The 26,918-nt window shown below is 33.3% G+C and carries 27 protein-coding genes; 10 read left to right on the forward strand and 17 right to left on the reverse strand.

The features are described from left to right. Positions 1-47: 47 nt before the first annotated feature. The 13 genes from FNW52_RS18770 to hutH form a co-directional block, all read right to left on the reverse strand. The gene (locus FNW52_RS18770) at positions 48-1,046 is read right to left on the reverse strand and encodes a BtrH N-terminal domain-containing protein (RefSeq protein WP_143379006.1); all 999 of its coding nucleotides are present in this window, start codon (positions 1,044-1,046) and stop codon (positions 48-50) included. Further along, positions 1,046-1,450 (reverse strand): hypothetical protein, encoded by a 405-nt coding sequence (locus FNW52_RS18775; protein ID WP_143379007.1) that lies wholly within the window; start codon positions 1,448-1,450, stop codon positions 1,046-1,048. The genes FNW52_RS18770 and FNW52_RS18775 overlap by 1 nt, the downstream gene beginning before the upstream one ends. A 137-nt stretch (positions 1,451-1,587) precedes the next feature. Then, the gene (locus FNW52_RS18780; RefSeq protein ID WP_143379008.1) at positions 1,588-2,058 is read right to left on the reverse strand and encodes an ABC transporter permease; all 471 of its coding nucleotides are present in this window, start codon (positions 2,056-2,058) and stop codon (positions 1,588-1,590) included. A 14-nt stretch (positions 2,059-2,072) separates the two neighbouring features. Beyond that, entirely contained in the window at positions 2,073-2,513 is a 441-nt protein-coding gene (locus FNW52_RS18785) for a hypothetical protein (protein WP_185966040.1), read from the reverse strand. Beyond that, complete coding sequence (locus FNW52_RS18790; protein ID WP_143379009.1) at positions 2,513-3,646, reverse strand: beta-ketoacyl-ACP synthase III; 1,134 nt, start codon at positions 3,644-3,646, stop codon at positions 2,513-2,515. The genes FNW52_RS18785 and FNW52_RS18790 overlap by 1 nt, the downstream gene beginning before the upstream one ends. A 7-nt stretch (positions 3,647-3,653) precedes the next feature. Next, the gene (locus FNW52_RS18795) at positions 3,654-4,559 is read right to left on the reverse strand and encodes a dialkylrecorsinol condensing enzyme DarA (RefSeq protein WP_143379010.1); all 906 of its coding nucleotides are present in this window, start codon (positions 4,557-4,559) and stop codon (positions 3,654-3,656) included. A gap of 46 nt (positions 4,560-4,605) precedes the next feature. After that, on the reverse strand, positions 4,606-6,261 hold the full coding sequence (locus tag FNW52_RS18800) for an NAD(P)/FAD-dependent oxidoreductase (RefSeq protein ID WP_143379011.1): 1,656 nt from the start codon (positions 6,259-6,261) through the stop codon (positions 4,606-4,608). 71 nt (positions 6,262-6,332) lie between these two features. Continuing rightward, complete coding sequence (locus FNW52_RS18805; protein ID WP_143379012.1) at positions 6,333-7,217, reverse strand: lipid A biosynthesis acyltransferase; 885 nt, start codon at positions 7,215-7,217, stop codon at positions 6,333-6,335. Positions 7,218-7,303: 86 nt separating this feature from the next. Then, positions 7,304-7,555 (reverse strand): acyl carrier protein, encoded by a 252-nt coding sequence (locus FNW52_RS18810; RefSeq protein ID WP_143379013.1) that lies wholly within the window; start codon positions 7,553-7,555, stop codon positions 7,304-7,306. Positions 7,556-7,670: 115 nt separating this feature from the next. After that, positions 7,671-8,909, reverse strand: coding sequence for a beta-ketoacyl synthase (locus tag FNW52_RS18815; RefSeq protein ID WP_143379014.1), 1,239 nt, complete (start codon positions 8,907-8,909; stop codon positions 7,671-7,673). Positions 8,910-8,927: 18 nt separating this feature from the next. Continuing rightward, positions 8,928-9,659: a 3-oxoacyl-ACP reductase FabG gene (gene fabG / locus FNW52_RS18820; RefSeq protein WP_143379015.1), complete on the reverse strand. Its 732-nt coding sequence runs from the start codon at positions 9,657-9,659 to the stop codon at positions 8,928-8,930. Positions 9,660-9,832: 173 nt separating this feature from the next. Then, positions 9,833-10,945, reverse strand: coding sequence for a WG repeat-containing protein (locus FNW52_RS18825; RefSeq protein WP_143379016.1), 1,113 nt, complete (start codon positions 10,943-10,945; stop codon positions 9,833-9,835). 37 nt (positions 10,946-10,982) lie between these two features. Beyond that, on the reverse strand, positions 10,983-12,503 hold the full coding sequence (hutH, locus tag FNW52_RS18830; RefSeq protein ID WP_143379017.1) for a histidine ammonia-lyase: 1,521 nt from the start codon (positions 12,501-12,503) through the stop codon (positions 10,983-10,985). A gap of 217 nt (positions 12,504-12,720) precedes the next feature. On the opposite strand from hutH, the gene FNW52_RS18835 reads away from it, so the two are divergent. Next, positions 12,721-13,788 carry a class I SAM-dependent methyltransferase gene (locus FNW52_RS18835; RefSeq protein WP_143379018.1) on the forward strand — a complete coding sequence of 356 codons (1,068 nt, stop codon included), beginning with the start codon at positions 12,721-12,723 and terminating at the stop codon, positions 13,786-13,788. Between the two features lie 95 nt (positions 13,789-13,883). After that, positions 13,884-15,122 carry an NAD(P)/FAD-dependent oxidoreductase gene (locus FNW52_RS18840; RefSeq protein WP_143379019.1) on the forward strand — a complete coding sequence of 413 codons (1,239 nt, stop codon included), beginning with the start codon at positions 13,884-13,886 and terminating at the stop codon, positions 15,120-15,122. Positions 15,123-15,158: 36 nt separating this feature from the next. On the opposite strand, the gene FNW52_RS18845 is transcribed toward FNW52_RS18840, so the two are convergent. The 3 genes from FNW52_RS18845 to FNW52_RS18855 form a co-directional block, all read right to left on the reverse strand. After that, the gene (locus FNW52_RS18845; protein ID WP_143379020.1) at positions 15,159-15,752 is read right to left on the reverse strand and encodes a hypothetical protein; all 594 of its coding nucleotides are present in this window, start codon (positions 15,750-15,752) and stop codon (positions 15,159-15,161) included. 106 nt (positions 15,753-15,858) lie between these two features. Continuing rightward, complete coding sequence (locus FNW52_RS18850; RefSeq protein ID WP_143379021.1) at positions 15,859-17,520, reverse strand: hypothetical protein; 1,662 nt, start codon at positions 17,518-17,520, stop codon at positions 15,859-15,861. A gap of 161 nt (positions 17,521-17,681) precedes the next feature. Further along, positions 17,682-18,494 carry a hypothetical protein gene (locus tag FNW52_RS18855; RefSeq protein WP_143379022.1) on the reverse strand — a complete coding sequence of 271 codons (813 nt, stop codon included), beginning with the start codon at positions 18,492-18,494 and terminating at the stop codon, positions 17,682-17,684. Positions 18,495-18,727: 233 nt separating this feature from the next. Between FNW52_RS18855 and FNW52_RS18860 the strand changes: the two genes are divergently transcribed. From FNW52_RS18860 to FNW52_RS18895, 8 genes are all read left to right on the forward strand, one after another. Beyond that, positions 18,728-19,159 carry a hypothetical protein gene (locus FNW52_RS18860; RefSeq protein ID WP_143379023.1) on the forward strand — a complete coding sequence of 144 codons (432 nt, stop codon included), beginning with the start codon at positions 18,728-18,730 and terminating at the stop codon, positions 19,157-19,159. 322 nt (positions 19,160-19,481) lie between these two features. After that, a complete protein-coding gene (locus FNW52_RS18865) occupies positions 19,482-19,814 on the forward strand; it encodes a helix-turn-helix transcriptional regulator (protein WP_143379024.1) in 333 nt (110 codons plus the stop codon). A 240-nt stretch (positions 19,815-20,054) separates the two neighbouring features. Next, a complete protein-coding gene (locus FNW52_RS18870) occupies positions 20,055-20,525 on the forward strand; it encodes a DUF6428 family protein (protein WP_143379025.1) in 471 nt (156 codons plus the stop codon). A 314-nt stretch (positions 20,526-20,839) separates the two neighbouring features. Next, positions 20,840-21,472, forward strand: a complete 633-nt coding sequence (locus FNW52_RS18875) for a low molecular weight phosphatase family protein (RefSeq protein ID WP_143379026.1) — start codon at positions 20,840-20,842, stop codon at positions 21,470-21,472. 104 nt (positions 21,473-21,576) lie between these two features. Further along, a complete protein-coding gene (gene arsB, locus FNW52_RS18880; protein ID WP_143379027.1) occupies positions 21,577-22,647 on the forward strand; it encodes an ACR3 family arsenite efflux transporter in 1,071 nt (356 codons plus the stop codon). A 527-nt stretch (positions 22,648-23,174) separates the two neighbouring features. Next, positions 23,175-24,218 (forward strand): site-specific tyrosine recombinase/integron integrase, encoded by a 1,044-nt coding sequence (gene xerA, locus FNW52_RS18885; RefSeq protein WP_143379028.1) that lies wholly within the window; start codon positions 23,175-23,177, stop codon positions 24,216-24,218. Positions 24,219-24,359: 141 nt separating this feature from the next. Next, positions 24,360-26,216, forward strand: coding sequence for a hypothetical protein (locus tag FNW52_RS18890; protein ID WP_143379029.1), 1,857 nt, complete (start codon positions 24,360-24,362; stop codon positions 26,214-26,216). A 2-nt stretch (positions 26,217-26,218) separates the two neighbouring features. Further along, a complete protein-coding gene (locus tag FNW52_RS18895) occupies positions 26,219-26,674 on the forward strand; it encodes a hypothetical protein (protein WP_143379030.1) in 456 nt (151 codons plus the stop codon). On the opposite strand, the gene FNW52_RS20995 is transcribed toward FNW52_RS18895, so the two are convergent. Continuing rightward, positions 26,655-26,918: hypothetical protein (locus tag FNW52_RS20995; protein WP_221933415.1), on the reverse strand; the 264-nt coding region annotated here is incomplete at its 5' end. The genes FNW52_RS18895 and FNW52_RS20995 overlap by 20 nt on opposite strands.

Here is a 26,918-nt window from a genome sequence, read left to right on the forward strand (position 1 = left end):
TTTTGGATAAATTTGATATTTGAATGATGGGGTGCAAAATAGAATCTTTAATTTATTGCTTTCTTCAATTTCTTAAAAAACACTTCTTCTTTATCAGCTATAGCCAAAAGCTCGTCTGAAAGTGCATTGTAAACATCGACTTTGGTACTTCTGTTTTTGTAAACTCGAGAAGCTTCAACAGCAAAATCTCTCCATAAATCGCCTATAGCCGTCATTTCTAAGGACAATTCTTGCAGGGCTGCATTCTCTAAAATAACCGAAGCTTCTTGTAAAAAAGCGGCATAGATAAAACGAAAACCACCGCCTCCTGTACCTATTTCTTCCTGCATACGAACGATTTGAGCCAAATAATGATTGGCTTTTTTAGTCCCTTCTTTTACTGGCCATTTTTTTATTAGCTTGGCTACATATCGAATACCACGAACACCAACAATTGGCATTGGCGCCAACATATCCCTACACGTATTTTTGATTCCTTTGATAATGGCCCCTTTCAAATCTACATTAGCAGGAACCTGAATTGGATAATACATTTGACCTCTTGGCGCAAAAGCACCTTTGGCAAAACGCACTTTATTCAATTCGGCGTGGGTCAAAGTGGTTACGTTTTCCATCACAGGATCACTAATTAAATAATCGGTTTCCGTTTTTCCATACACCACCAAGTTGTGTGCATTGAAATGGAAACGGTATTCGTCTGGAAAATAGGTAAGATTGTAAACACCTACTTGCAATCCTGATGGTATATTGTTTTTTAGATTCTCATCTAATGCCTTTATAGCATTAGCTTCACTAGAAAATTTTTGTCTTTTTATCTTTAACCCTAAACGTTTGGCTAATTTATTAAAAATAGAACCTGGCATAGGTCTGTAGCTAATCGCCGGGGCATAATTTACTTTTAAGAATGGCAAGTAAACAAAAAAAAGGCCTGAGCCGATTCCAAAAACCATGGGTTCACTTATATCTAGACCATTATGTTTCAACAAATTGGAAGCTACCCCATTCTCACAATGAGCTGATTGATGATGTGTAAAGTTTGTTTCCATTAATTTGTTTTAAAATTTTTCAATTCTTCTATAGTTATATTAAATGATGCTGCATATTTACTCAAAATAGAATCGCTTAATCCAGCGAAAACTTTGGGCTTAAAATGACGCTTTACTCTCCATTGCCACATACCTACATAACTAGAAAGCACCCCAACATCCATTCTACTTACTTCCATAAAATACAAAATAGGACTTGCTTGATTAGCATCAACTTGGGCTTTTGCAACAGCAATTCTTTCGCTTATTTCATCAATTGAATTAGAAAGTGCAATGGTTTTAGGCTCCCAACCTGTACTTAACGCTGTGGTATAATTGCCTTTCTCATCAGTGGCATACACCAGTTCTTTCATGTTTTTATTAGAAAGATTGCCTTTGTCTTGTGGAACTTCGTCTTGTTTCATGTGTAGCTACTATTTAAATTTAGGAAACATGGTATCGCCAGATTTTCATTGGTTTTTGCGACAAACGCTATCTTGGCGATTTCATTTGAAGAAAATATTTGTTTGGTGCATTCAACTCATAAATGCGAATGTGGTAATTATCCCTTTGAATTATTTTCTTGTATATAAAGATTAATTTCTCCCTCTAAAAGCAATTCATCTCCAGAAAAAGTACTGCAACTCATGGTACATAAACTATACGTATCTGTAACAAACTTAGAAACTAAGCAAGCTTTGGCAATTATGCTATCACCAACTTTTGGCAGCACATGAATCTTCAATGTTTTGATTGCGCTTATAAAGCCCACCACATCTACGCCAACAATATCTTGATTGTTTTCATCGACCAAATAATCTTTTGCTACTATAGAAGAACAGGTTTGAGCCATGTTTTCTATCAATCCAGCTTCAACAAAAAAATTATTTTGAATAAACACATTACCTTCTTTAATTTCAAAAATGGTATCTACATTTTCATCGTCAAATTTTAAAATTAAATCAACCATTAACATTGGTGATCGGTGAGGCAAATATCTTTTTATATCAACAAGATTTGATGTTTTTTTCATTATCTAAACCTAAATTATTTAGCCAAAACGGTCTTCATTTGACCTTTGGCAATTTCAACATCGTTTAATTTTGTAACAACATCGACCAAAGTAATTCCGCCAAATTCCTGTAAAATAGAAACTGTCGTTCTTATTTCGTCGTTAAGTTTAGGTAGTTTACTTATAATGATGTCTTTTATAGAACCAATATAACCCGTAGGTGCAGTTTCTTTTCTTAAATAAAACTGATACCCCGTATGAAGTGCTACTGATTGCGCCATGTGTTCTATTAGACCTGACTCTATAAAATTACCATTTTGAAAAAAAATAGCGTCGCTTTGAATCGTAAATCCCGAGACTAATGTGGTCTCTGAATAATCATACAACGCATCTACCATTACAAATGGAAATCTTTGAGGTATTAAAGTTTGAACAAAATCCTTATCCCCCATTTTATTTGTGATATCTATCTCCATTAACAAACTGTTAAAAAAGCGTAAGCATAAGAAAAACGTCCACTTTCTGGAACCGATAAAAGTACTTTATCCCCTTTTTTGAGGGTACCCGAATTCATTAACTCTTCTAATGCTAAATATATAGAAGCCGCACCAACATTACCAACAGTTGCTAAGTTCATAAACCATTTTTCCATTGGAATATCCATTCCTTTTTCGGCCAACGATTTATACAATCCTTCAACGAAATAATGAGAAGAAACATGAGGCAAAAAATAGTCAATTTGATCTGCAGTAATATTATTTTTTGCCAAAGCATCGCTCATACTTTGAGCACCTTTAACCAAAATAAATTCATCCAATAATTTAACATCTTGTTTGAATGCAAATAAAGATTCTTTTAACCATTGATCTGGATTATAATCATTCCAAGGTTTAATTTCTCCATTTTCTAATTTATCTCCACCAGCATACATACAAGTCTCTAATTCAAAAGCGTAAGAGTATGCTTCCATCCATTCTACTTTTAAGGAAATAGCACCACTTGGTTTATTCTCTAATAAAAAAGCTCCTGCACCATCTGATAGCATCCAACGAAGGAAATCTTTTTTGAAAGCCAAAATTGGTTGTTCCTCTAAATTTTTTAGATTCACAACTTCATTTTCAAACTTAACGGATTGCATCCAACTCGATAATTTTTCGGATCCAACACAAACAGCATTTTTAGTACTTCCTGATTTTATAGATAAAAAACCAAATTTTAGGGCATTCATACCCGCACAACAAACTCCCGAAGAAGAATTCAATTCAACCGTTTTGTTTTTTAATAATCCATGTACCATAGCCGCATGAGATGGAACAAGAACATCGGGTGTAGTAGTACCACAAGAAAGCAATTCCATATCTAATGCCGTAAAACTTTCATCAAATAATCCTTGAATAGCATTATTAGTTAATTCCGCATTATTATGAGTACTTTTCCCATTTTTATCAAGAGCGTAATAACGGCTTACGATTTTATTGTTTCTTAATATTAATCGTCTAGCCTTTGAAGCGGTTTCATTTATGAGTCCTAAATAATCTTCCATTTCGTCATTAGAAATAGCTTCATTTGGCAAAAACTTAGCCGCTCTTGTAATATAAACATCAAACATAGTATTCTTATTTTATTCCTTTATAATATTCTATTTCTTTCTTTATTTTTTTAATCTTGAACGGATACAAAAGAACGTGCAATATATAAACTATTGGCGAGATTAACCAAATAGCAAGCAACAAATACACTTTAAAAACTTTCAACCAAGATTTTCTTGATTCTCCTTTATTTACAATAAAATTAGACCACTTGGTAAAGATTTTATTCGCCGTTTTATCTACTGTAACCAAATAAGAACTTACCCTTACTGCATCAATGTCAAGCAATTTTTCCTGTAAAGTATCCAAATTATTTTCTTGCAAACAAGAAAGAATTACTTCCCCAAATTTTGATGATTCATTAATATCTTTTTCCGAAACTCCCGGTAAAGGAAAAATACCTAAATATCTCTTTTTTACACCCGAAAACATCCATTCTACAATAGTAATAACACTTATCAAATTGCCAACTCTATCTACTAAAGCAATATTCCCTTTCAATAACGCATTGTTTTGTTTTAATAACACTTTGACTTTTTCTTGGGCCATAATCCACATATTACGGGAACCATTTATAGTAACAACTGGTGTATTATTCAAAAGAATTTTTGCTTCTGGACTTTTCAAAAAAGAATTTACAGGAACAGAAGGTGTCAAATACCAAACTTGATAATGCAATAAAATCAAATCAAATTTTGTATTCATTATATTTTCTGGAACTGGTTTCAATAGTGTTGGAATCTGTAAAAATGATTCAGGGAACGCACCAAAAAACGCATCATTATTCCAAGGAAAAGGAAATGGTTTAACAAGCTCGATTTCGTGAAACAATACATTTACTACACTCGAATTTAAAAGAGGCATTGCAATATTCCTAGCAATAGACTCTAATTGTCCTGATTGGGAATAATAGATTACAAGAACGTTTTTCATATGTGGTTTTTAAAAAAGCGAATATAACTTATATTAACAGATAAGCCTAATAGACATTTATTTCTTTAAAATTTCTTGATTTATGATCTCTCTTAACATGAACCCAATCCGGCCATGTTGTAGCATCTTCTGCATCATAAATTCGTAGCTTTTGATTGGCATCTTCAATTATTAAATCATCAGGTTTACACCCTAAAATTGCCGAAGCTGCTGCAATTCCCGAATGCGTAGCGCCTCCAACCCCATGAGAAAGAGTACTCGCTCCACAAAGAAAAAGGTTGTCGATTTCGGATTTGTTTTTATAGGAGAAAGGGCCAACTTGATTTAACGTTTTTTCGGTTCCATATACATTCCCTCTTGTTGAATTAACATAGAATTCATTTGTCTTAGGAGTACCCAACTCTGCTTGAACACAATTATTTTTCGCCCCAGGAATAATTTTCTCGATATTATTCATCAACTTATTGATCACTTTGTCTTTAAAAATAGTATATGCTGCATTATGATAATCGGCTAATCCATTAAAATCATTTAGATTATCATAATTCACATAAGTTACTACTTCAAAGTTATGATACCTACCATTGAAACTCACTGGATCTTTAATTGTGGTACAACTTATGAATACCGCTGGAAATAAATCGCCTTCTGTGATATCATTATTCATTAAATCATCAAAATTTGCATCATCGTTTTCATCTTTCATCATCCAAATATTACCCGAATCAATCCCAAATTGAGTGACATCCATATCCAAAGTCAAGAATAAAATTAGAGAAGTAACCGAATACTTTGTTTTCTCTAATTTCTTCACCAATCCTTTACTAAGATTTGTTTTTCCAATAAGGTCCAAATACGTAATAGTTGGATCTGCATTTGAAACAATATTTTTTGCATAAATTATCGTTCCATCTTTAAGCTGAACACCAATTGCTTTTTTGTTTTCTATTATTATTTTTTCGACATCTTGTTTCACTCGAACTTCGCCCCCATGCTTCTTCACACCATTGGTCATAGCTTTTACGATACCACCGCCGCCGCCCATGGGATAAAAACCGCCATCAAAATAGTGACTCATTACAGAGCAGTGTACAGGAAAACAAGCTCTCTTTGGCGAAAGCCCATGGTCTCCACATTGTACATTCAAAACCGCCTTCAACAAAGGATCTTTGATATGCCAACCGATTACTCTTTTTAATGGAAATAAAGAAAATTTACCAAAGTGTTTGGTTCTAAAGGGTACTGTAATATTTTGCCAAAATCCTTTTAACTTAGGTATTAATTGCAACTCTCTACTCACTCTTTGCACAAGAGTCAAATATTCTTTTATGTTTTTTTCTTCTTTTGGAAAACGTTCAACAAGAGTTTTAGATAAATTTTCGACCCCCGAAGGAAAACGAAAAGTCTCATTACCAATAATAGCATGCTCATATCCGTTTTCATTCATTCGAAAAAAAACCATGTCATTTGCAATACCTAGTCCTCGATACAATTCATTTGTAGATTGACCCGCGTCTATAAGTCCCACATAATGGACTCCTGGACTAAATCGTTGTCCATTTAAAGTAAAACTATGACTCCAACCGCCGGGAACGTAATGTTGTTCTAAAACCAAAACTTTTTGACCGGCACGTGCTAAACAAATTGCAGTTGCCAATCCTCCAACACCTGATCCTATAATGATCGAATCGAATTCTTCCATAGTTTGTATGCTGTTTTATAAAATACAAAATCAATGAAAAAACTGAATTGTAGTCTAACTAAAATATTAAATTATTTATTCTTTAATTGGTTCCAAAAATCAAAATAATTAAACCATTGCAATGGATATTTTTCAATCATTTTCTCAACACTTTCTGTATATTCTCTCAAGAGCGCTTTATCATCTCGATGCTTTACTTTGGCTTCTCTTGTATAAAGATGGTAATGCAAATTAGGCTCCTTCATTACATAAACAAAAACAACAGGAACTTTTAATCGAGAGGCTATTAAAAAAGGCCCCGCAGGAAAAAGAGCTTCCTGACCTAATAAATTTTCACTTAAAGACTTTACGCCTTCAAAGTATCGATCTCCCGTAAAACAAACCAATTCGTTTCTTGCCAAAGCAGCATTAATCTCAAAAATATGAGACAAATCATCTGCTATGATTATAAATTTAATAGTTGGTTTCTGTGTAATACTTTCAAGATAATTTTTTATTGTAGAATGTTCTAAATCTGTAGTAACGAGATTTATTTGAAAATTCACATCAATTTCACTAAAAAAATGTTCCGCTATTTCAAAATTACCAATATGAGCACTAATAAGAACACCCCCTTTTTTTTCCTCTAATAATTTGATAATTATCTCACCACCATCATGTTCGTAAGTAAACTTACTTTTTAATCCAGCTCCAATAGCTATTTTATCAATGATGGTTTGCCCAAAAGTATAATAACTTTTGAAAACCATTTGCTTTGATTTAAAATAGGAATACCCCAATCTTTTTCTAAAATAGTAAAAGATAGAGGCATTGTTTTTTTTGAGAAAAATAAAATAATAGGAAGCTACAAAATAAAGAATAAGGTAGGCCGACTTAATCCCTATTTTTTTAATAAAAAAAACAAAGATTTTGTACCCTAAAACAGTTCCTTTTGATTTTCCATCCCATTCGCTCATTTTTAGATTCTAGATTTTAGTCCCGATCCCGAAGTTTCGGGACGGGAATAGATTTTAGATGGTTTGATACATCTAAAAAATATAAATTAGGCTTTAACTTTTAATTTATTTTCAATTAAGTCATAAAAACTTTGAAACGTGTCGATCCCAACAAAATCAACTTCGACTAATTTTACACCAAAATTAGATTCAATAGAAACTACTAAATCTACGTAATCCAAACTGTCCAATCCCAAGGTGTCTTTTAAATTCGCGTCTAACTGAATGTCGTCTCCATCTACTTCAAATTCTTCAATTAAGAACCCATTAATCTTCTCTATTATTTCTTCTTTATTCATGAATTAATTTATATATTTTTATTATTTACATTAACCGATCGTATATCAACTTTTATTAGAGTTTCTATTTTCGATTCGCATGTCAGATTTGATTTACAACCAATTTTATAACATGCTAATTTCCACTGTTTTCTTTATACTTTTTGATAACTAATGCTGAATTTGTTCCTCCAAAGCCAAAGGAATTCGACAAAAATATATCAATTTTTTTATTTATCGTAGTTTTAACCAAATTTAATTTTGCGGCATCTTCATCAGGATTTTCTAAGTTGATGTTTGGTGCGATAAAATCGTTTTGCATCATCAAAATAGAATAAATAACTTCACTAGCTCCTGCCATCCAACATTCATGCCCAGTCATTGACTTTGTAGAACTTACATATGGATTACTTTCTCCAAAAACGGCATAAATAGCTTTGGCTTCATTTTCGTCACCTACGGGTGTAGATGTAGCATGAGCATTGATGTAATCTACTTCGCTTGGCTTTACACCTGCTTCATCCAACGCTCTTTGCATGGCTATTGAAGGCCCTTCTACGTTTGGAGTAGAGATATGTCCACCATTCGATGAAAACCCGTAACCTACCACTTCTGCCAGAATAGTTGCTCCCCTTTTTATAGCAGATTCATACGATTCTAATATTAATGTTGCCCCTCCGCCACTAGGAATTAATCCATCACGACCAGAGTCAAAAGGTCTTGAAGCTTTGGCCGGATCATCTTCTCTAGGAGAAAAAACACCCAAACCATCAAAACTACTCATGGCATATTTATTGATTTCTTGTGCGCCTCCGCAAATAATCATGTCTTGAAAACCGCTTTTTATTAAAAAATAAGCCAATCCGATAGAGTGTGAACCACTGGCACATGCAGCACTAATAGTAAGATTGATTCCTCTCAATTTGAAAATTGTAGAGAGATTCATCGTTACTGTAGAATTCATGGATTTAAAAATAGCACCAGAACCAATTAAAGCTGTATCCTTTTTTTCGCGTATAACATCTGTAGCTTCAATAATAGCTTTAGAAACGCTATCATTACCGTACATGATACCCACTTCATTTTGATCAAAAAAAGAATCGTCTATATTAGCGTTTTTTAAGGCTTCTATGGTTGCCATATACGCATATTCTGTTTCTTCCCCTAAACTAATTCTTTGTCTTCTTGAAAGTAACTTTTTCAAATCTGGTTTAGGAACCATACCCGTTAAAGCAGAACGAAAACCAAATTCTTTACGCTCTGGATCAATAGAAATACCAGATTTTCCTTGATATAAAGAATCTTTTACTTCGTCTAACGACGTTCCTATACAGGAATATATTCCCATCCCTGTAATGACAACTCTCTTGTTCATTTGCTGTAATGTAATTTTTTATGAATAAATTCCGCCATTAATATTAATAACTTCTCCCGTTATATAACTGGATTTCTTAGAAACTAAGAAACTAACTAAATCAGCCACTTCTTCGGCTTCACCAAAACGATTTACAGGAACCATTTTTATGAGTTCTTTTTCATCGAGTTGACTTGTCATATCGGTTCTAATAAAACCTGGAGCTACTGCATTTACAGTAATATTTCTTTTAGCAACTTCCTGAGCTAAGGCTTTTGTTGCCGCCACTACAGCTCCTTTGGCAGCTGAATAGTTGGTTTGTCCAGCAGTTCCTTTCACCCCAGAAAGTGACACTATATTTACAATACGACCGTATTTATTGCGTAACATTTTTTGAATAAAAAAGTTGGTTACATTAAAGAAACCATTCAAACTAGTATTCACAACACTTGACCAATCATCTGGACTCATCCACATGAACAATCCGTCTTTTGTAATTCCAGCATTATTCACTATTGCCTCTACAATAGCAGTAGGATTAGCCTCTTGCCATTGTGTTAAAGCTTCTTTTACTTCTTCAAAATGGGTTACATTAAATTGAATAATCTCTCCAGTAGCGCCATTTTTAATCACTTCTTCAAGTGTTTTCTCGGCAGCTTCTTTATTAGATTGATAATTTATAAGAATATGGTAATCGGCATCTAATGCTAATTTTTGACAAATAGCACTACCAATTCCTCTTGAACCTCCTGTAACTAAAACACACTTCATATTATAATTTTAGATTTTAGCTTCGGCTACGCTCAGCTACCGAAATGCTTCGATTATCAGAATACTTCGGTCATCGGCAGCTGAGCGCAGCCGAAGCTTAATTTTCGAATTGCTTCGGTCATCGGCAGCTGAGCATAGCCGAAACTTGATGCCGGTAGCTGAGCGTGCCGAAGCTATTTTTGAAAAGGTTCTGCATTTTCAAACCATTGGTTTCCTAAAACAGAACCGTCTGGTTTGATAAAACCCCATTTATTTTCGTTCTTTACTCTTGCTAAACCATTTACGAAACCTTTTTCATCATCCTTTAAAATAGAAAAAAGCCCTCCTGCCGAAATTATATACTGAGTTGGAATTACTAATTTTCCCGTAGTATTAATGAACCCCCAGTTTTTATCTTTTACAGGAGCTAATCCATCTGCACTAAAAACCTCTACATCATTATATATAGGCTCAATAACTACAACTCCTTTCACATCAACAAAACCCCATTTTTTTCCAACTAATACTGGCGCTAAATTTTTATTAAATGCTTTTACTTTATCAAATTTGGGTTCAATTATCCATTTCCCTTTTAAATCGATAAAACCTACTTTGTCATATTTCCTGGCATAAGTAACGTCTTGAACCAAGAAATCCCAAATTTTGTCTGCTCCATCAACATCAATGAATTTTCCAGCTACAACTATACCAAAACCTCTTCCGTTTTTTGCCCAAGTTGTGTTTTTAAAATAATTTCCAACTTCATCGTAAATTACTTCTACAACAACTTTACCTGTACTATCAATTATTCCCCATTGATTATTGTTTTTCACTCTGGCATAACCGTTTTCAAAAGACTTGATAACATCATATTTTGGTTTTAGAACAACCTCCATTTTATTGTTTATCAATCCAATTTTTTCTCCTTGTTTGATAAAAGCAACTCCGTTTTCAAAATCATAGACTTTATCAGAACTTGGCGACGTTTGAACCTCTCCCTTTTTATTGATATAAAACCATTTTTTATCTTTGGCAACTACGCAAATTCCATCATGAAAATATTTCGCATCGTCTAGAGTAGCTGGTATCACCAATTCTCCTTTGGCATTGATAAAACCCCATTTTCCATTATCCTCAACAGCTGCTAATCCATCCGAAAAGTTTTTGGCTGTCTTATATTTAGGCTGAATTACAAATTCACCCACATTTGAGATATAACCAAACTTACCTTCTTTTCTAACTAATGCTAATTCTTGCGCATTGATATACTGAGAAAATATTACAAAAAACAATACTAATTTCTTCATGTTTTATAATTTAAAGGATTAAAAAACGAGCAAATTACTAATTATTTATCAAATAGTCTTTTACTTTTTGCACAAAAGGATACATTACTTGATCCTCTTTGAATACTGGAATGATTTTTCTAACGTCATCGTAGATTTTTCTGGTAACCGATGAAATTTTATCGTTTTGTTCCAAATAGTCAATCGCTTGAACTATAGTTATCAATTCAATAGCCAAAACTTCAAAAGAATTCTCAATTACTTTTGCAGTTATAACCGCTGCATTAGTTCCCATACTTACAATATCCTGATTGTCATTGTTGTTTGGAATACTGTGAATATACATAGGATTCGACAACATTTGATTCTCGGCAGTGGTAGAAGTGGCTGTAAACTGTACCCCTTGCATACCAAAATTAAACCCTAAAGTTCCAAGATTTACAAATGGAGGAAGTATTTCGTTTATTTTTGAATTCAATAAATAATTCAATTGACGTTCTGCCAACATCGTTAATTTTGTAATTACAATTTTTAATTTATCCATTTCCAAAGAAATGTAATCCCCATGAAAATTACCACCATGATAGACATGCTTGTTTTTTACATCTATAATCGGATTATCATTTGCAGAGTTAAATTCCTCTTCAAGAATAGAAGCTACATTATTAATTGTCTCTAAAACGGGTCCTAAAATTTGAGGTACACAACGTAAAGAATAATATTCCTGAACTTTTTCTTTAAAAATATTTTCGGTATTTTCTCCCGAATACAAATGGTCTTCTCTTTTTCTTATTAAACTACTATCAGCAAGATTAGCACGCATTCTTGATGCTATTTCTTGTTGTCCTTTATGGCGTTTCGTCGCGTTTAATTCTTCTGAAAAATGGTCATCATACGCTTGAACTATCTCATTTATAGCACAAGAAAACTTAAGAGACCAATCTAATAATTTATTGGCATGATGCACATTTACTACACCTATCCCAGTCATTACCGAAGTTCCGTTCATTAAAGCCAGACCTTCTCTAATTTCTACTTGAATTGGCTCTAATTTTTCTATTTTGAAAACCTCTTGAGTAGGTCTTCTTTCTCCTTTATAAAAAACCTCACCTTCACCAATTAAGACCAAAGCTAAATGGGCTAGTTGCACTAAATCTCCACTAGCACCTACTCCACCATGTTCAAAAATCAAAGGGGTAATATCTCTATTTATTAATTCCTTCATTAATTGAATTAAAGAAGGATGAACACCTGAATTACCTAATGAAAGCGTATTTAATCGGGCCAAAATTGCAGCTTTTACACATATCGCGTTTAAAGGTTTTCCGGTACCCGAAGCATGACTCCTAATTAAGTTGTATTGCAATTGTATACGGTCTTCATCTTTGATACGGTATTGTGCCATTGGTCCAAAACCGGTATTTACACCATAGATAACTTTATTTACCGAAAAATTTTTCAAGAAATCAAAGCTTTCATTTACTCTATCAAGAACAACTTGACTGATGTCTATTTTGCCGTTTTTAAAAATTACAGCTTCGAATTCTTTTAAACTTAAATATTCATTAATTGTATTCATTACTAACAAGTATTATTTATAACTAAATAAATTCAAAATTAATTTTTATTTAGAATATATTGTGGTTAATTTGACGGACGCAAATGTAACATAATATCACTTACAATAGTATATGACAACACTTTTTTGCGTAATATTTTATTTATTCTTTTAATAGCTACACAATCAATAACTTAAATAAAATTCCTCTAAAAAAAAACAAAAAAAATTAACAATAATGAAAGATTTTGGTTCAGATAAAAAGAATGTCGTTCAAGCAAATTTAGATGCACAAAAGATTGCTTTTGCCCCAATTATGTTTCAAGCGGCAAAATCATTACGCAATTTAGGTATATTAGAATACCTATTTAACAAAAACAAAGCAAGTATAGAAACCATTGCTGCCGAATTGAATTTGTCAATATATGGTGTAAAAGTTTTGCTTGAAGCCGGATTAAGTTTAGAAATGGTTTATTTGAAAGACAATGAATTCATATTAACAAAAACAGGTTATTTTATTTTAAGAGACAAAATGACCAATATCAATATGGATTTTACTCAAGATGTAAATTATCTTGCTATTAATCATCTTGAAGAATCTATTGTAAATGGAAAACCTGCTGGATTAAAAGAATTAGGAGATTGGGATACCGTTTATATTGGACTTTCTGAATTACCCGAAAAAATTAAAAAAAGCTGGTTTGACTTTGATCATTTTTATTCAGATTATACTTTTCCAGAAATAATGCCTATTTTATTTGGCAATAATCCAAAATCATTTTTGGATGTAGGAGGTAATACGGGGAAATTCTCTATGCAATGTGCAAAATATGACCCTACGGTAAAAATTACCATTTTAGATTTACCTGGACAAGCCAATGTTGCGCGAAAAAACATTGCCGATGCTGGATTTGAAGATAGAATTTCGGCAATTGACACCAATTTATTAGACAATTCTATTCCGTTTCCAAAAGGGAATGACATTATCTGGATGAGTCAATTTATTGATTGTTTTTCTTTAGAAGAAATTTACGGTCTTTTTAGAAGAGCATATGAGGCTATGACAAATGACGCTAGTTTTTACATCTTGGAGACTTTTTGGGATTTGCAAAAATTTCAAGCATCAACATATAGCTTACATGCCACTTCATTATATTTTACGGCAGTTGCCAATGGTAACAGCCAAATGTTTCATTCTGAAGACATTTTAAAAGTGATTGAAAAAGCTGGATTTGTCGTTGATGAAATGCATGACATAATAGGAATGAGCCACACATTGATAAAGTGTAAAAAAAGAGTTTCGTAGTTTAGAATTCTTTTGAATTTGCTGGATTCTATATTTGATAGAAACTTTAAAAAAATTTACATAAAAATAATACAAAAATTTAATTTTAATAAAAAATGTTACAAGAATTCGTAGATGTTTTAATTATAGGAGCAGGGCCATCTGGATGTGTATCGGCCTCTTATCTTCATAAAAACGGAATAAAAATAAAAGTAGTAGAGAAAACAAAATTTCCTAGAATTGTTGTTGGCGAAAGCCTTATCCCGAGAGTGATGGATCATTTTGCGGAAGCAGAATTATTTGACTGCTTGGATGCCATGAATTTTGAAAAAAAATTGGGCGCCCGATTTATAAGAGGAGAAGAAATTTGCGTTTTTGATTTTAGCGATAAATTTTCAGAAGGCTGGGATTGGACTTGGCAAGTACCCAGAGCCGATTTTGACAACACTATGGCTCAGGAAGTGATCCGAAAAGGGATTGATTTAGAATTTGAATCGGAAGTGATTTCTGTTTCTTTTGAAGGAAAAAATTCAATTACCGTTGTAAAAGACATCAACGGAAATTTAAAAGAAATACATGCTAAATTCATAATTGATTCTAGTGGTTACGGAAGAGTTTTACCAAGATTATTAGACTTAGATACTCCTTCAAAACTAGATCCGCATTCCTCTATATTTACCCACGTTGTTGACATCAATCGTCCGCAAGGGGAAGAAGGAACAATGATTTCTTTTGACATTCTAGAAACCGAAGTTTGGTTATGGGTTATTCCTTTTTCAAACGGTAATACAAGTCTTGGTGTAGTTGGACCAACTTCATTTATCAATTCGCTTTCCCAAAACAAAGACAATGCCGAAGCATTGAAAAATGCAATTCAATTATCAGACTATTATATAAAACGTTTTGCTGGAGTAGATTTCTTATTTGAGCCTGTAAAATTAGAAAATTATTCTCGCTCTGTAAAACAAATGTACGGAGATGGTTTCGCTCTTACTGGAAACAGTTCAGAATTTTTGGATCCCGTATTCTCATCAGGTGTTGCATTTGCTACGGAATCAGGGATGCTTGCCGCCAAACTTTTCTTAAAAGAATCACAAGGCTTAACTGTCGATTGGGAAACCGAATTTACAGGGTATATGAGAAGAGGAATTGCTGTTTTTACCACTTATGTAAAAGAATGGTACACGGGGAACCTACAAACACTCTTTTTTCATCAACCAGCTGACTTAGACGTAAAACGAAAAATTTGTGCCGTCCTAGCAGGTTATGTTTGGGATGAAGAAAATCCTTTTGTCAAAAAACATGACAACTTAATAAAAAACATGGCTCATGTTATAGATATGGAAAAAGCATAAAGCAAAAAAACCCTAGCGCATTGCTAGGGTTTTTTATTATAAAAATCTTTTTAATTGCATCGTCATATTTTTTGCCAGTTTTTCATAAGCGCCAGCAATTCTGTATCCTTCATCAAACTCAAATATACCTTGTGCCAAACCAATTGATTTATCAAATTTAATTACAAGTAGGATATTATCCGGATTAGCTGTTTCTATAACTGTTATTGTAGCGCTAATTTTTGCTGGTTGACTAAATTCAACGAGATTATAACCTGGATAAATCCATGTGGTTTTAATGTTCATCGTGTATTTTAAATCACGGTCCTTGTCACATTTTATTTCTCCTTTATCAAATCTCTTATTGAAGGATTCGATAAACTTAGGTTCATACTTATTTTCCCTATTTTCAAACCAATCCTTTTTGAATTTTTCCGGTTTCCCTTCAAAATCTTTCCTTTTTTCCATTTTATCAGCAAGAAAAGCTTCTTCAGTTTCAAAACCTTCTACTTGCAAATTCGTATAATCAAAAATAACATTGAAGGCTGGAATTCCTTTGAGATTACTCATCTTTCCCCAAATAATATCAAATCGTTGTGCTGAAACAAACGAAAAAGAAAACAAAAACAATAAAACAATGTATTTTTTCATGGTTAATTAAAATTTTAATAATTCAATTTAGAAATATCATTATAAAAAAAAGCTCCAATAATGGAGCTTTATACATTATCATGATTTGATTTTATTTCTATATTTATTAATTCAAATTGACTTTAATCATAACATCTTCTTTCTTCTTTTTATAAGCTTCAAACATAAATGAATTTTCACCGGTTTTAAAGACTCTATTCGTTGCATATTGAAAAATTTCAAAATCCTCTACTTCTCTAGCATTTAAAATAGTTTCTTTTACTAACGTCCCATCTGAATCAGCAATTTTCACGGCAGTTAAATACCCTCCTTGACCATCACTATGTTGTTCTGGTGCTTTATCCAAAGGCAAATCGATATTTTTAACATTATCAAGAAATACAAAATAGTGATTATTATTTGCGTTAAAATATTTAAAAGACAAACCACCTAATTCAAACATTCCTTTTTGATTTTTAGGGATTTTTTTCATCCAATCAATTTTTCCATCTGAAGTAATCTTAGTCACTAACAAATCACAATAATGATAGGAATAATAATCCATACTCACCCCAGGACCTATTGAACGAGATCCTCTTTTAACTTTAAAATGTTGTTCTCCAACAATAAGAACACTACCGTCTTTATTCACAATTAACTCACTTAATTCCAAATCATTAAACTGAGCTCCTTCCCCTTTTCTTTCTTTTTTCTCATTCTTTTTCTTTGTTCTTTCGGTTTCATACTGATTCAAAATCTCGGTAGGAATTTCAATAAAAGATTTATCATATATCACTCCATCTGATTTTAGTTTAAATGTAACTATTCCATCAATATCATCTATATCTTTTAAAGAATCCACATCTCCACCTTTACTATAAAATCCAGCACAAACAAGAAAATTTTTATCGGTATCAAATAACCAAATTTTATTTATAAACTTATCTTTATTTTCAAATTTTGAAATTTCAATTTTATTAGAACCCGATTTAATCACAAATAATTCAATGTGATAATTTGATTCAGTATCTTTCTTTTTTTTCTTATCATCATAACTGTCATCATGAAAAACTTTTACCAAAACATACAAATTCCCTTTATTATCTATACGATAATCTAGGTTATCCATTCTTCTTTCTGTATATGGCATTGTATATTCATTATTAGTCATCTTATTCAAATTACTATCATAAGTATATAACCCAATAATATCAAAACTATTCACATCCCTTTTTACCTCGGGTTTTTTTCTATATTCAATTAAAATATTTTTATTGTCATTCGATTTTAAAAACTTAAACTTATAACCGGGTTTAATAGCATATCCATAGGCACTAGTCATAGAAATGACAGTATTTCCCGCAATCTTACCATTAACTTGAAACATTAATTTTGGAGACCCAACAAACTCTCCTTTTTCAAAATCTATTTCTATTGAAAAACATTGTTCTTTTTCATTATCTCCATCCCATGACGAAAAGAAAAAGTAATATTTATTATTTAGTTCTGTTATCTCTTCAACAGCATAATTTTTTGGAAAGAACTTTTCATATTTTTTTTCTTTTACAAAAGAAGGTTTCTCTATTTCAAATTTCTGGATCACAATATTATCTCCATCAAACTTTAAAGCCATAGCTTCCTTTCCTTTTGCAAAATAAAGTTTAGTTTTTGCATCAAAAACTCTGTAAGGCTCACTTACTTTAAAGGATTTCTCTTTAGCAATATTCATTTGTGAATAAGTGTTTAAAGAAATAGAAATAACAAATAAAAAGCAGAATATTTTTCTCATATTTTTAAAATTTAATTTTGGTAAAACTAAGTATTCTATTTCTATTTAAAACCAAAAAAATTAAATATTTTCTTGTTTATTTTTACTTAAAATTCAGAGCAAGTTATCATAAAAAAAAGCCCCAAAATGGAGCTTTTTCTATAGAATAAATCGAATCTTAATTAAGCTTTTTCTACTGCTTTAGTATATTCCAAAACCAAAAAACTAAAATAGTCCCAATTCATTTTATCCGCTGGATACAGTGCTATAAAATCAGCATTATCTCCAAATAATTCATTATAGCGATCCTTAAATTCCGATTTTTCTAACCAAATTATTTTATCCCCTTTTTTTACATAATATGATTTAATTACGCCTCCTCCAAACTGTGGGCTTCCTCCAACACTAAAACCTCCAGTTTCTTTAGCTACAGGATCTCCGTATACTTCAATTACGCTACTGAAATCAGAATTGATTAATTGCATTATATATTCTTTTGGTTCTTTTTTATTATTCAAAGAAACCAATTGATTTTTTAAACGAATACTTCCTTTATTACTAACTTTACTTAGATCTTTTTTACCTCCCCAATTACTTGTATTACCCAATAATTTATCCATTTTCATTGCAGACTCATATCCTGTTGGATACAAATATATTTCAGCTATTTGGTCAGCTACAAATTCGTCTTTTTTACCAGTAATACTATCTTTTATTTCAAAAGAAGAAATCAATCCTTTCTTTCTATTCACACCATCACAATAACCAATATGGGTTTCACCATTTTTCAATACTACGGTGGATGCTTTTTTAGAAGAAACACTACTAAATACTTGGTCAAATAATTCTTTCTCCATAGCAGCTTTCTTTTGCTTTTCTGCCACTTTAGCAGCTTTTTCATCTGCTTTTTTTGTGTCAGCGGACTCCTGAGCCGATAAAAAATTTGTACTAGTCAATAAAATGAACAATACCGGGAATGCTAAAAATTTTTTCATTAATTATTATTTTTTTGATTATCGTAAAATAACTTACAAAACAAATATAGAATATATTTTCAAACTTTAACAATCTAAAGTCGAATAAAAATACAGATGGATTCATAGCAATTCAACCACAGAATAAAACATAAAAAAACCACAAAAATTCCTATCTTTATCTAACCAAATTGATTTTCGAAACCTAAAACAAAAAACAACTTATTCAAAGACAAAATGTAAACAAAAAAAACATGAAAAAGAAACTTATTATCGCAACACTACTTCTAGGAACTATTTCATTTGCCAATGCACAAAGTATGGGAGACCTTACAAAAGCAGCCAACACCGTGAGTAAAACAGCAGCAACTGCCTCGTCAACTTCATTTGATGTGGCGGGTATTTCTAACCAAGTAATGGGAATATTGTCTCCAAAATTAAAATTAACCGACGCGCAAAAACCAGCTGTAAATTCATTGGTAAATGAAACATTAAACAAAAAGAAAAATATTTTGCCAACTATGACAACCGATAAGGCGGGTTACGCTTCAAAAATGACTGAAAACAGAGCTGATTTCTCTTCAAAAATGAAGAATTTGATTAGTCCAACACAATTTACTGCACTTACTGCTTTACTGCCAAAATCGGCTTCTGCAGTAACGCCACTAGTGCAAATGTTGTATTAACACAAACTGAAAATTCGTAACTATTTAGGTAAAAGTTTTCAGTCGCAGTCGCAGTTTTCAGAGTTGTCTGTAAACATTGTAATTCGCTTTCTTAACAATGCAGTTTTCAGTCACAGTCACAGTTTCCAGAGTTGTCTGCAAAAATTGTAATTCTCTTTCTTAACAATATGAATCAAAGCGAATCTCTCACAGAGTACCCGCCTTGTTGGACTGAAAACTGCGACTGAAAACTAACCAAACAATTCCTTAAAAGCAAAATTTAATCTATTTTACTTTTTTATCTCAAAAGTATATCGTAATATTGCAATATAAATATATAACAATGGGAATTACCAAAACAGAACACTTTACAGACGAGCAAAACGAATTAGCTATTTTGGCAAAAGCCATTGGTCATCCTGCCCGTATTGCCATTATCGAATATCTATTAAAAATGGATAGTTGCATTTGCGGAGATATCGTAAATATATTGCCTTTGGCCCAGCCTACCGTTTCTCAACACCTGAAAGAACTAAAAAACGCCGGTTTAATAAAAGGCAATGTCGAGGGTAACACAGCCTGCTATTGCATCAACGAAGCGGGCTTTGAGAAAATCAAAGACTTTTTTCAGTTGATCAGTTCATATATCGATAAAAAGAAAAATAATTGTTGTTGAAAAGATGGAAGATGGAAGATGGAAGATGGAAGAACGAAGAACGAAGATGGAAGCACGAAGATGGAAGATGAAGTAGAAAGTAGAAAATAAAAAAGTACTAAAATCTAAAACCCTTAAACATCTAAACCCTTAAACATCTAAACCCCTAAACTTTTAAACTTTTAAACTCTTAAACTTTTAAACTCTTAAACTTTTAAACTCTTAAACTTTTAAACTCTTAAACTCTTAAACTCTCTCCACATGAAACTATCAGAAATTAAAAAACACTTAAGTACTGCAACAGGAGTAACTTTTCAGTTGCCAAACGGCACATTCGTACCGGAACATTTCCATGTAACCGAGGTTGGAATGATTACCAAAAATTTTATTGACTGCGGCGGAACTGTTCGCAAGGAATCCGTTGTGAATTTTCAATTGTGGGATGCCAATGATTTTGAACACCGATTGAAAGCCCAAAAATTAATCAACATTATCGCCTTATCCGAAAAAACATTGGAGCTTGAAGATCTTGAAATCGAGGTCGAATACCAAGACACCACCATCGGAAAATACGATTTGGGTTATAATGGTGAGACGTTTTTATTACTGAACAAACAAACCGCCTGTTTGGCAGTAGACCAATGCTGTCCCCCGCAAGAAAAACAAAAAACACAACTGTCCGAAATAGCAACCGAATCCAGTTGTTGCACTCCTGGTGGAGGATGCTGCTAATAATCTAATTTATTACTATTCAGCTTACACCAAATTAGCGTAGGATTTAAAGAAAAACAGACACGAATTACACAAATTTGCACAAATTGCATTGTGAGATTGTTTATTTTTTGTGAAATTAGATTCAATTTTGATCCTGAATTCGTGTTAATTCGTGAAATTCGTGTAAAATTTTTGTTAGGCTGAATAGTTACACTAGTTTAAAAAATCTGTCTAATCTGCGTGCCTATATTTTCACTCAGATTCAGCAGATTTTAAAAGATAAAAATAATTGAAGTCTGCCCTTTAGCATACCAACCAAAAACACATTCTAAATGACACAAACCAAAAACACATTATTTACTGACATCAGCAGTACCATCGACGCTTTTAATTTTGCAAGCATTTCAGCCGAACGCAAAACCATTTTGCAACCGCTTGTAGATTTCATCCAATCGAAAGTAACGACAAACCAAGACATCCGTCTCAATTTCATTTGCACCCACAATTCCCGAAGAAGCCATTTGTCCCAAATATGGGCGCAAACCGCAGCGGCTCATTACAACATAAAAAACATGTTTAGCTATTCGGGCGGAACCGAAGCCACCGCTTTATTCCCCATGGTAGCCCAAACATTAACGAATACCGGTTTCCAAATCAAAACCCTTTCCAACGGTAACAATCCTGTGTATAGTGTAAAATACAACGAAAACGATCATCCATTGATTTGCTTTTCCAAAACATACGATGACACTTTCAACCCACAAAGTGAATTTGCAGCGATACTAACTTGTTCATCCGCCGATGGAGGTTGCCCATTCATAGCAGGAGCCGAAAAACGAATCCCCATCACCTTCGAAGACCCAAAAGCCTTTGACAACACCCCACAACAAGCCGAGAAATATCAGGAACGAAGCATCCAAATTGCAACCGAACTGTTTTATGTTTTTTCACAAATAAAGAATTAAAACTGTCAATTATAAACACGAATTTCACGAATTGGCACGAATTAATTAGTGAAAATTAGTGAAATTCGTGTCTAATTTTAGATTTCGTATAAACCAAATAAATTATGTCAGCAAATAATTGTGCTCCCGCTTTAGAGCGAAAAAAATTAGGGTTCCTAGACCGCAACCTTACCCTTTGGATATTTCTAGCCATGGCTATGGGCGTTTCCATCGGATATTTTATTCCATCGAGTAGTGGATTTATCAACTCGTTTTCGAGCGGAACCACCAATATTCCATTGGCCATTGGGTTAATCCTGATGATGTATCCGCCACTAGCCAAAGTCAAGTACGAACAAATGGGAGAAGTCTTCAAAAACACCAAAGTACTGGGCGCCTCCCTGTTTCTCAACTGGATTGTCGGTCCAATTTTAATGTTTGCCTTAGCGTTATTATTCCTAAACGGTTATCCCGAATACATGATTGGCGTTATCCTCATCGGACTCGCGCGTTGCATCGCCATGGTCGTAGTCTGGAACGACCTAGCCGACGGAGACCGAGAATATGCCGCGGGTTTAATCGCCCTCAACAGCATCTTCCAAGTACTAATGTTCAGCGTTTATGCTTATGTTTTCATTACCATACTCCCGCCCTATTTTGGGTATCACGGGTTTGAAGTCAACATCAGCATTGGACAAATTGCCGAAAGTGTGGGCATCTACCTCGGTATCCCCTTTGCCTTGGGTATCATCAGTCGCTACGCCTTAATTGCCACCAAAGGAGCCGAATGGTTCGAGACCAAATACGTCCCTTTCATCTCCCCTATTACCTTAATTTCCTTACTGTTCACCATCGTATTAATGTTCAGCCTCAAAGGGGAATTAATCATCCAAATCCCAATGGACGTCGTACGCATCGCCATTCCGCTAGTGATTTATTTCGTCGTTATGTTTGTCGTGAGTTTCTTCATCGGTAAGTACTTTGGCGCCGATTATTCCAAGTCAACCGCCATTGCCTTTACCGCCACCGGGAACAATTTTGAGTTGGCCATAGCAGTAGCCATTGGTGTTTTCGGCATCAATAGCGGCCAAGCCTTTGCGGGTGTCATAGGCCCACTAGTCGAAGTTCCCGCTTTAATCGCCTTGGTCAATGTCGCCTTTTGGTTCAGAAAAAAATATTATAGCAATAAAGAGTAAATTAAACAATTCCGTTATTCGAATCCTGAGCTGTGCATGCACTGAGCGAAGTCGAAGTGTCGAAGGAAGGAGCTATTTCCTGCTGTCATTCCAATCTTGTTTGCCGAACCCCGGCAAACAAGGATTTTCCCTTCCATCAGGGCTAGGGCATCCGTTTTCATAAGAAGCTTTGCTTTTCAAAAATCATATAAGCTGCAATTCCAGAAAATTTGGGATTGCAGCTTGTTTTTTTGGGTACAATTTGAAATGAGATAAATGTAGTTTTATTTGAATACAAGAACAAAATCATCAGTATTAGGAAAGAATCGTCTCAAGAAATCCCTCAATATTGTCCTTCGTTGAGATGATAATTTCGTGGAAAACTTTACGTTTATTTTCATATAAATTCTACCCTCTCTCATCTGTCTTCCAACTTCCTTCTTCCCTCTTCCCTCTTCCAACTTCCAACTTCAATTTTCCAACTTCCATCTTTCATTTCCCATCTTCTGAAATATTTTTCTTATATTTACACTTCAACTATACGCCTTATGAACTGGAAAGCACAACTCATCAAACGCCGTGGCGAAAGCCGAATCGCCATTTATTTCGAAAAAAATCCCGATTGGACAGACCGAATCAAGCAACAAGCAGGATCCCAATGGAGCCAAACTCTTGGCGTTTGGCATTTGCCCGACACCTTCGAGAACCGAATGAAGTTTCAGATTGTCGAAACCCCGATCAAGCACCCTTCGGCAGAAGGAATCGCACAAATAGAAAAATTCAAATACTGGTTATTATCTAAACGCTACAGTGACAGCACCATAAAAACCTATACCGAAGCTTTAAAATCCTTTCTGACCTTTTACAACGAAAAACCAGTAGCCGAAATCAACAATGACGATGTCATACGGTACAACAACGAATACATATTAAATAACAATTTATCAGCATCCTATCAAAACCAAATCGTTAACGCGATTAAGTTGTTTTTCGCAACCGTAAGAGAAACCAAAATAGAACTCGATAAAATTCATCGTCCCAAACGCGCTAAATTATTACCCAATGTTTTGAGCAAGGAAGAAGTAAAATTGATACTGAATGCACACAGCAATACCAAACACAAAACCATGTTGAGTTTAATTTATGCCTGTGGATTGCGCTGTGGAGAGCTACTAGCCCTAAAACCGGTACATATTGATTCCAAAAGAAATCTGGTTATGTTAAAAAATGCAAAAGGAAAGAAAGACAGAATTGCGCCGTTAAGCCCCAAAATATTGGAAATGCTGCGGAATTACTATAAAGATTACAAACCAACTACCTATTTATTTGAAGGACAAACAGCTGGAATGCCTTATGACGCCAGGAGTTTACAACTCATATTAAAACAAGCATTGCAAAAAACTGGAATTTTAAAACCCGTTACATTGCACTGGCTTCGCCACAGTTTTGCAACACATTTGCTAGAAAGCGGCACTGATTTACGTTATATACAAGAATTACTCGGACATAGCAGCAGTAAAACCACCGAAATTTACACCCATGTAAGTACGAAAAGTATTCAACAAATTAAAAGCCCATTCGATGATTTGTAATCTTTTTTAATTACTTTTGGAAAATAAATAAAGCGAAAGAAACCTTCGCCAATCTACCCAACTGGTGGATATATACACGAAGGTTTGTTTCGCATATATACTAGTTAGGCGACAGCAATAACAACAGAAACCGCAGAAAAAATGAGAGAAACGACAAAAGAATTTGTAGGAGGAAGCAAGACTACAATTGTAGGGGGTAAAATCACAAAAACTACTGTAGGGAACCATAATATTTGGGGCGAAAGTATTACAGACAATGCTGGTGGGACAATTACGGAGACAGGGGTAGAAAATGGACTTATTTTTGGAGATTATGTACCACCTGAAAAACATTACACAACACACCCAAAAGTTGAAAAAGTAGAATTCTTTGACGAAAATAATAAATTACTCAATCAAAACACAAAAGATTTTTGGTACGGCAAAAAGCTTAAAATAAAAGTTACTACCAAAGACGCTAAAGATGGAGCAATGATTTATCTCACGCTACAAGGCAAATCGAAAAGTAAAAATCAAAAATTTGATATGATGAACGGTAGCGGGTTTCGTTGGGGTTTTGTTCCTGTCAAAGATAACCAATATGAAACATCTCTTTTTGAACTCAACCCAAATTGGTATAGCGATGATTTTGAATATTACGATTATGACGAGCAAACAACCAAAATAAAAGAAGAAGATTTAAACGAATTTTATGTTAAAATAAGTTTTGAAGCAAAACCAGTTTATTTACCACTTGAAGGACAACGATTAAAACCAATCGCATACAAACGGAACTACGAAGAACTAATCGGATTATTCAATACTGATAATCCTGGAACAAAAGACTTACTTACCAACTATGAAAACAAATTCATCGATAGCGTAAAAGATTTTAAAACCATTGTCGATGGCTTTTCAGAATACATTCACGAAGACAATCGAGATTTAACCGTTGACCAAATTAGAACAGAAGTGCTATCAAGCGCAAAAAAACTTTGGGACGAAGCCCTTTGGCAAGTTCAAGGTCATGATCTTACAACAAAAAACAAAGACCCAAAAACAGGAGAAGAAAAAACGATAGTAACAAAAGTGCCAGCACTTTTGGACGACCGTCCTTTGTATTGGGCTAGACTTACTATGCAAGTTATCTTGAAACGTCATCCTATTTTTGAGAAAGATATTGATTTTGAAAAAAGTACAGTCAAAAAAGGAACTGAACTCGAGAAAATAATTCAGGTTTTTGAAGAAAAAAGCAGAAACTATAACGGAATAGATTTCTCAAAAGCTGGTGGTAAGAAAAAAGTTTTAATTACTGGATTTGACCCGTTTATTCTAAATCAATTTGACAATCCTAATTTTATTGGAAATATTTTACAATCCAACCCTTCCGGTTGTGTTGCATTGAGTTTAAATGACATAAATATTGGAAATTGTTATATTCAAACTATGATTGTACCAGTCAGGTATACAGATTTTGATGGAAACCAAGATAATGCAAAAGGACAAGGAGAAGGAATTATTGAAAAATATATAAAACCTTGGATTAATCAAGTTGATATGATTATTACTGTTAGTCAATATCGTCCTAAGGAAAATGTTATTGATATGTTTGGAACCTCAAGAAGAGGAGGTTTCAACGATAATGAAAATTTTATAAGAGAAAATGGTTCGCAAGCCGTTTCTACTAAGTTTGAATGGATACAAACAACTTTACCAAAAACATTTGCTAATGCTCCGTTTGTAAAATTTAACTGGAAATTTGATAATGTTTCACATCCAGAAAATACAATTCCTAAAAGCGAACAAATATTAAACGAAGGTTCGGGTGGAGATTATCTTTCCAATGAAATCTTTTATAGAGTTGGAAAAATGCGCAGTGAAATAAGACCTACTTTAGCAACTGGTCATTTTCACATTGAAAAACTACAAGAAGCAAAACAAGATTTGAAGGATAGTGAAATTAAACGATTATTGAATATTGTTAAAAAAGGTATTGAAGAAGGCATAAAAGGAATTTAAATATGAAAAAAGCATTTATATATATATTTATCATTTGGTTTACACAATCTTGTAAATCTCAAGACATAAAAAAGTCAACAAACAATAATGATGTCAGAATATTTAGTTTTACGGATAAAAACGTTCTTGCAAAAAGTGAGTACCTGAATATTGATGGAAAACTTGTTTTAAATCAAGAAAAAAGCATTATCCCCTCGCCAAAAACTTACACTTTTTATCAAAATAAAGACACTATGTCAATAAAATGCTATTGCAATTATGAAAATAATCTTTTGATGGATTCAATTGAATTTATAAAAGGAAAATATGAAATTAATATTATAAAAATTTTAAGAAAAAAACAGCCTCAAAAATTACACAAAATCTTAAACACTGATTTATATGAAAATTATAGAAATTTATTTTTTTATAGAATAAGTTTAAAAGACACAACAGAAATTAAGCTTGAAAAGATCTAAACAAAAAATGAACTTGATTCAAATCACACCTATTTTGCCGATCGCCTAACACACGCTTTGCAATAGTGGGGTTTAAGGCTGAATTTAAAGATGGTTTTGTACTTGAAAAATTAGTGAATAACCGAAAACAAGGCTTCTCGAATCCCCACCATCGCAAGAGCGCGAGAACGTTGTGCGCAATTGAGCGTTCAAAACCTGATAAATAGCCTAAAAATTTGAATGAAGGATAGAGTTTAGAAACGGA

The organism is Flavobacterium sp. ZT3R18 (assembly GCF_007097385.1).
Lineage (GTDB): Bacteria > Bacteroidota > Bacteroidia > Flavobacteriales > Flavobacteriaceae > Flavobacterium.